6 protein-coding genes are annotated in these 7,286 nt (G+C 71.5%); all 6 read right to left on the bottom strand.

Annotation, left to right across the window (positions count from 1 at the left end):
• Positions 1–518: 518 nt before the first annotated feature.
• Positions 519–1,823, bottom strand: a complete 1,305-nt coding sequence (gene tyrS, locus O145_RS14880) for a tyrosine--tRNA ligase (protein WP_052375257.1) — start codon at positions 1,821–1,823, stop codon at positions 519–521.
• A 174-nt stretch (positions 1,824–1,997) separates the two neighbouring features.
• Positions 1,998–2,675: an endonuclease III domain-containing protein gene (locus O145_RS14885; protein ID WP_052375259.1), complete on the bottom strand. Its 678-nt coding sequence runs from the start codon at positions 2,673–2,675 to the stop codon at positions 1,998–2,000.
• Positions 2,672–3,295: a class I SAM-dependent methyltransferase gene (locus O145_RS14890; protein ID WP_043564396.1), complete on the bottom strand. Its 624-nt coding sequence runs from the start codon at positions 3,293–3,295 to the stop codon at positions 2,672–2,674. The genes O145_RS14885 and O145_RS14890 overlap by 4 nt, the downstream gene beginning before the upstream one ends.
• Positions 3,295–3,960, bottom strand: a complete 666-nt coding sequence (locus tag O145_RS14895; RefSeq protein ID WP_043564397.1) for a DNA-3-methyladenine glycosylase — start codon at positions 3,958–3,960, stop codon at positions 3,295–3,297. Before O145_RS14895 ends, O145_RS14890 begins: the two co-directional genes overlap by 1 nt.
• Before the next feature lie 4 nt (positions 3,961–3,964).
• Complete coding sequence (gene argH, locus O145_RS14900) at positions 3,965–5,455, bottom strand: argininosuccinate lyase (protein ID WP_043564398.1); 1,491 nt, start codon at positions 5,453–5,455, stop codon at positions 3,965–3,967.
• Between the two features lie 115 nt (positions 5,456–5,570).
• The gene (locus O145_RS14905) at positions 5,571–6,920 is read right to left on the bottom strand and encodes an O-antigen ligase family protein (protein WP_043564399.1); all 1,350 of its coding nucleotides are present in this window, start codon (positions 6,918–6,920) and stop codon (positions 5,571–5,573) included.
• Between the last annotated feature and the right edge of the window lie 366 nt (positions 6,921–7,286).

The raw sequence follows: 7,286 nt of genomic DNA on the forward strand, positions 1-7,286 counted from the left end.
AAACCACCAGACAAAACAAGCCCACCCACCAAAAAGCAGGCAAACCATGGCACAAAAAACAAGCACACTATCGAGATCTCAAACAACACACCCACCGGAGAATCACGCGCCCGCCACTCGGCGAGGCCGCCTCCCTCCGGAAGCACCCGAGGAACTTTAACGAGCCGCCATCCTCAGGTCAAACCCAGAATCCGTGATCCCGATCTCACCCGCGACGCCTCTTTCGAGCTCTCGGCACCCGCCCGGCTCAGGATGACTCCCACTCCGTTCGGGCCGCGGGAGACGTTACGCAACTGCCCACTGGAAGGTCAAGCACAACGGTGGTGGCGGCACTCACAGCGGGCCGCCACCACCGAGCCGGCGCCGGCCACCGGTCCTGGCCGTCCTCTCCAGTCGGTCCAGCAGGCAGGCTGCCGGCAGGCCCGTGGGCTTCAGCGCGGGCGATCTCGCCAATACAACGCGCACGCGAGGCTGCAGGCAGGCCCGTGGGTTTCAGGCGGGCACGATCCGCCCGGGGGCTACGGCTGTGCCGGCACGGCGGGCTCCGCCGTGCCGGCCGCGCGCGCCAGCCGCGCCACCGCGAGGTTGCGACGGCCCCTGCGCACGAGGACCACTCCTCCGGCGAGCAGCTGGTCGGCCGTCACGGGTGCGTCCACGTCAGCGACCTTGACGTTGTTGAGGTAGGCGCCCCCGCCGGCCACCGTCTTGCGGGCCGCGTTGCGCCCCTTCTCCAGGCCCGTGGCGACAAGCAGGTCCACAATGGTCGACTTCCCCACGACAAGCTCCCCCGCGGGCAGGTCGGCGGTCGCCGCCGCGAGGGTCGCCTCATCGAGCTCGGAGAGCCGGCCGCGTCCCCACAGCGCCGCCGTGGCGGCCTGCGCGTCACGAACGGCGTCGGCCCCATGCACCCAGGTGGTCACCTCTCGTGCGAGGATCTTCTGCGCCTCGCGCGCCTTCGGGTTGGAGGCGGTGGCCGCCTCAAGGCGCTCGATCTCGGCGCGGTCCAGGAAGGTGAAGACCTTCAGGAAGCGCACGACGTCTGCGTCGTCAACCCGCAGCCAGAACTGGTAGAAGGCGTACGGCGAGAGCAGCCGCGGGCTCAACCAGACGGCTCCGCCCTCGGTCTTGCCGAACTTGGTGCCGTCGGCCTTGGTGATGAGCGGGTTGGTCATGACGTGCACCGCCGCGCCCTCGACCTTGTGGATGAGGTCCATGCCGCCCACGAGGTTCCCCCACTGGTCGTTGCCGCCCACCTCCAGCGTGCAGCCGTAGCGCCGGAACAGCTCGAGGTAGTCGTTGGCCTGGAGGATCTGGTAGCTGAACTCGGTGAAGGAGATACCCTCCTCGCTGGCCAGGCGCCGCGCCACGACATCCTTGGCGAGCATCGTGCCCATGCGGAAGTGCTTGCCAATATCGCGCAGGAAGTCAATGGCGCTGAGCTCATCGGTCCAGTCGAGGTTGTTGACAATGCGCGCCGGGTTGTCGCCCTCGAAGTCCAGGAGGCGCTCCAGCTGCGCCCTGAGGCTCCCCGCCCAGTCGGCGACGACGTCCTTGGTGTTGAGAGTGCGCTCGCCCCTGGCCCGCGGGTCGCCGATGAGACCGGTGGCGCCCCCCACCAGGGCCAGCGGATGGTGCCCCGCCATCTGCAGATGGCGCATCACCTTGACGGCGACCAGGTGCCCGTGGTGCAGGCTCGGGGCTGTCGGGTCGAAACCGCAATAGAAGGTGAGCTCGCCATCGTCCAGCGCCGCGCGCAGCGCGTCGATGTCGGTGTGCTGGGCGATGAGGCCCCGCCACTGCAGCTCGTCCAGGATGTCGGTCACGGTCCTGTTACCTTCCTCGGTTCCTTCCGGCGTCATGCGCGCGGAGCCGGATCGCGTCTCCGGCGCCGCTAGTGTGCCATGCCGCGGCCGCGGGCTCCGGACCGGTCCGCTCTGCGACGGCGCCCGCCCTCCCTTCCCGACGACGGCGTGCGCGTGGGCGCCCGTTCGCGCACGCTACGCGCCGTCGATGCCGATCGTGGGGCCGTAGGACTTCCAGCCTCCCGCTGCGCGGGCCCTTCTGCCGGCCTCGAGAATGAGTTCGTGGAAGCGGACCAGGTCGGGCGTGCTGAGGCCGGCTCGCGCCACGGCGGGCTCCAGGGCGCGCCTGGCGCGCTCGTAGCCCCAGTCCCGCTCGACGGCGTAGCCCGCCTGGCGCAGCAGGCGCCGCCCGTAGGCGTCGAAGATGAAGCGCGGCCGCCGGTAGACCATGAGAGCGACGACGTCCGCCGTCTCGGGGCCGATCCCCGGCAGGGCGAGCAGCGCCTCGCGCAGCGCGTCGTCGCCCAGCCCACGGGCGGCCCTGCCGTCGTCGCCGAGCGACCAGCGGGCGTAGGCGCGCAGGGCCCTGGACTTGGCGCGCATGAAGCCGGCTGGCCTCACCAGGGCCGTCAGATCCTCCTCGTCGAGGGCTAGCAGCCGACGGGGGTCGAAGGCGGTCGCCCCGTGCAGCGCTGCGAGGGCCCGCCGGACGTTCGTCCAGGCCGTGTTCTGCACGAGGATGGCGCCGCAGACGTACTCCAGGTCCGAGCGCGCGGTCCACGGCTCGACCCTTCCGAGCCCGGCGTCCAGCAGGCGGAGGACCTCGCGGAGGGGGATCGGGCGGGTCCCACTCCGAGCCGCGTCCCAGGTCACGTTCCCTCCGGGCGGTCCCGCACCAGGGTGTAGCGGTAGTAGAAGCGCCGCCTCACCCGGGCGCCGGGCAGGAGTCGCCGGGCCGCGGCGCGGATCTGACGCAGGGACTCGCGCGGCCGGGCGGTGCGCACCCCGATGTCGCGCGTCTCGTGGTGCCACCGGCTCGCCACCCGGATCGGGATCACGCTCAGGCCGGACAGCAGCCAGTCCCAGGAGCTCCTGCTGGCGGCCAGGCCGACGACGATCAGCCGCCCGCCCGGGGCGACCAGCTCGCCCAGCCGCGCGAGCCCCGCCTCCAGCGGCAGGTGATGGAGGACCGCCACGCAGGTCACGGTCTCGAAGCGACCCAGAGTCTCCGGAGCGGCAGCGTCCATGATGTCGGCGTCGAGCACCCGCGCCGAAGGGCTCCCCGCCAGCCGCCGGCGGGCCCTCGACAGGGCCTCGGGGTCGCGCTCCACCCCCACGGCCTCGCGGCACACGCCCGCCAGCTTGTGCACGAGGAGCCCGTCGCCGCAGCCGACGTCGAGCGCGCGACCGCCGCGCACGGCCGCGTCGCCCACCAGCTCGCGGTGGAAGACGACGTTGTGGTTCCAGTACGCGGCGGGCGGGGCCGGCGCCATCACGACCTCCTCTGTCGCCGGGGCGCGGCGGGCCGGTAGGGGGAGACGGTGGGATCACCATCGATCCAGAAGCGCCACGGGAAGGCCGTCCCGTCCCCGCCGGGGCCGGCGACGCCGGTGCGCGGGCCGCGACGGATCGACGCGGCGTCGGGCTCCGCCCCGGGGGCGGGCAGTGCCAGCCAGATGCGGTCGCCGGGCCCGCCCAGGCGGGCGCCGTCGTCGGAGCGGCTCAGGCCCAGGGCCTGGCACAGGCGCGCCGGGCCGCGGGCCAGGTCGCGGTCGGTCCTCGCGGCCGGCCGGCGCCGTCGGGCGAGGTCTGCTCCCCCGGTCACCTCGCCCGCGCGCAGGAGGACTGCCCGCGATAGGCCCTGCGGTCCGCACACGAGGTTGACGCAGTGGTGCATGCCGTAGGTGAAGTAGACGTAGATCCCGCCGGCGGCCCCGAACATGGCGGCGTTGCGGGCGGTGCGCCCCCGGTGGGCGTGGGAGCCGGGGTCGGCCTCGCCCCGGTAGGCCTCGACCTCGGTCAGGCGGACCGCCACGGCGCCGTCGTCGTCCCTGGCCGTCAGGACCGCCCCGAGCAGTCGCGGGGCGACCTCGACGGAGTCGCCCGCAAGGAGGTCGAGTACGTCCTGCGCCGCCGTGCGGCCCGGCTGCGCGCCCACGCCCTCAGACCGCCCCGCCGTCAGGCGCGGCCGGAGCGTCCAGCACCGAGCCCTCCCGGCTGAAGGACCGCAGGGCGGCGGCGTGCTCGGTCGCCTGGGCGAGCTGCTCGGCGACGCGCGCCGGTGCGGTGCCGCCGCGACCGGTACGGGCCGCCACGGAGCCCCGGGCCGAGAGCACCTCGCGCACGCCGGACGTCAGGCGGGCGTCGATGGCTGCGAAGTCGTCGTCGGACAGGTCCCACAGCTCGACGCCGCGCCTCTCGCACTCCCGCACGCAGGCCCCGGAGATCTCGTGCGCCTCGCGGAAGGGGACGCCGGACCTGACCAGCCACTCGGCGACGTCGGTGGCCAGGGAGAAGCCCTGGGGGGCGAGGGCGGCCATCCGCTCGTAGTGCAGGGTCATGGTGCCCGTCATGCCGGCCACGGCGGGGAGCAGCACCGCCAGGGTGTCCACCGCGTCGAAGACCGGCTCCTTGTCCTCCTGCAGGTCGCGGTCGTATGCCAGGGGCAGGCCCTTCAGGGTGGCCAGGAGTCCGGCGAGGTCGCCGATGAGGCGGCCGGCCTTGCCGCGGGCGAGCTCGGCGACGTCGGGGTTCTTCTTCTGCGGCATGATCGACGAGCCGGTGGAGTAGGCGTCGTCCAGGGTGACGAAGCCGAACTCCCTGGTGCTCCAGATGATGATCTCCTCGCTCAGGCGCGAGACGTCCACCGCGATCATGGCCAGGACGAAGGAGAGCTCGGCCACCGCGTCTCGGGCCGAGGTGGCGTCGATGGAGTTCTCCGCGGCCGAGCCGAAGCCGAGGTCGGCGGCGACGGCGTCGGGGTCGAGGCCGAGGGTGCTGCCGGCCAGCGCCCCCGACCCGTAGGGGGAGACGGCGGCGCGGGCGTCCCAGTCCTCCAGGCGCTCGACGTCGCGCATGAGCGGCCAGGCGTGGGCGAGCAGGTGGTGGGCCACGAGGACCGGCTGGGCGTGCTGCATGTGGGTGCGCCCCGGCATGATCGCCTCGCCAGCGCGGGCGGCCTGGTCGGTGAGGGCGTCGACGACGTCGAGCACGAGACCCGCAATGTGGCGGGCCTGGTCTCGCAGGTACATGCGGATCAGGGCGGCGATCTGGTCGTTGCGCGAGCGCCCCGCGCGCAGGCGCCCGCCGAGCTCGGCCCCCGCCCGCTCCATGAGGCCCCGCTCCAGGGCGGTGTGGACGTCCTCGTCGGCGGGGACCGGGGCGAAGGCGCCGGCGGCGACGTCGTCCTCGAGCCGGTCCAGGGCGTGGAGCATGCCGGCCAGCTGGGCACCGTCGAGCAGGCCCGCCCTGGCCAGGGCCCGGGCGTGGGCGCGCGAGCCGGCGATGTCGTAGCGGGCCAGCCGCCAGTCGAAGTGGGTGGAGACGCTCAGCGCGGCCAGGGCGTCGGCGGGGCCGCCGGTGAAGCGTCCGCCCCACAGGCTGATGGCGGCCCCGGCGCCGGCGGCCTCGTGCTGGTTCTGCTCGCTGGTCATGGGCCCATCATGGCGCATTGCGAGTCGGGCGGGAGAGATGCTCGACTGGTGGATGCCGCCTCCGCCCGCCGCGGCGCCGTCGTCACGGATGCCGCGGTGGGGACGTGCCGCCTGCTCAGGAGGTTCGCGAGATGCTCTTCTCGAGCGCCCAGGGGTCGTCGCGCTCGCGCTCCATGTTCCTGTGCAGCCTGAGCCAGGTGCCCAGTGCGCACACTGTCACCCAGTTGCCCTCGGAGAGCAGGCGCGACTCGGTCATGGACTGCACGACCATGGCGGTCATGAGCAGAGCGGGCAGCAGCACCGAGGCATCGGAGTCCAGGTAGCGCACGGCCAGCTGGAAGGAGCGGATGAGAAGCGTGAGGACGAGCACCACGATCATTGAGGCGCCCACGACCCCGGTCTGGAAAAGCGCCTCGATATAGGCGTTGTGGGCACTGAGCGTCGGCGTGCCGTCGGGACGGATCACGAGTGTGCCGAACATGGGGATCCACGGCACCCAGTACATGATCCATCCCCACCCCAGGAATGTGTGCTGCTCCCACAAGTCGATCACCTTCAGCCAGATCTCCCAGCGACCGGTCATGTCCGGACTGCGCCCGAGCAGAGCGGTCACCTGGGAGTGCCAGCCGATCGCGAAGGCGACCGCCGCCACACCCAGTGTTGAGGCGGCGACAGTGACGGTGGTTCTCAGAGCGACGGGAACGTGACGCAGCAGCCACATGAACGACATGACGATGCCGCACACAATGGCCGCGACAATCACAGTGGCCGATCCGGTCAGCACGAGTGTCAGGATGGACAGGGTCGACCAGGTCAGGAAGTTCGGCAGTCTCAGCCGATGGTCCCTCCAGCGCACAACCACGCAGATCAGGGTGAGTAAAGCAATGAAAGCCAGCGGGTTGCGATTGCCGACGATCCCCTGGATCGGCCCGCCCTTGAGGATATTGCCCTCGACCCAGATGTAGGAGGGGGGGACCTCCTTCCAGTCCTTCATGTAGATGGGGATCAGCGGCTCCCGCAGGATGAGCGCCACGTAGAGCTCGAGCAGGAAGCTCAGTACGAGGGTGGCCTCAAGCGCGCGGCTGAGGGCGTCGGTGAATTGGCGCAGGGACAGGCCGCAGGCCAGCAGGATGCCCGTGGTGGTGGTGGCCAGCATGAGGAGCCCGGCCAGAACGGTCTCGCGCGGGTAATAGGACCAGATGACGCTCACCATGCACAGGATGGTGTAGGCGCAGGCCATAGCGGGCAGCGCCCGCCACTGGACGCGGTGTCCCTCACGCACGAAGACCACGAGGAGCATAACGCCGCTGATCGCAGCGATGACGCCGAAGGCCCACCAGCCGACAACATTGCGCAGGCTCTGGCCTGAGAACGTGACGATGAAGCCCCATGTTCCCAGAGCGGGCATGAGACTGCGCCGTGCGCCGACGACAGTGGCTCTGGAACGAGCCTCGGCTATTGGCACGTGGAAGTCCTCTCGTGTTATCAGACCGCCTGCACCGCAGAGCGATGGTCGAGTCCGAGGCCCGGCGGCGGTCCACATTGCTACGTGCATCGTAAACTGATCAGAAGAGTATCGCTGACCGGCAGGACTTAGCGCCGTGGTTCGGGCGTGGGGGCATCCCCCGGTTCCGGACACGAGTGCGACAAGAACTTGCACCCTCCGGAAGCGCCGGAACACGTGCAATCCGCGCTACTCTCCGGTCTATGACCGAGATCCCGCCCCCGCTCCCCCAGCAGCCGGACTCCGACGCCGAGGCGCTGCGCAGGCCCACCACCACCGCCGCCGAGCTGGCGCGGATAGCGGCTCAGCGCCCCGACCTGCACCCCG

It is taken from the genome of Actinomyces israelii DSM 43320, assembly GCF_000711965.1.
Lineage (GTDB): Bacteria > Actinomycetota > Actinomycetes > Actinomycetales > Actinomycetaceae > Actinomyces > Actinomyces israelii.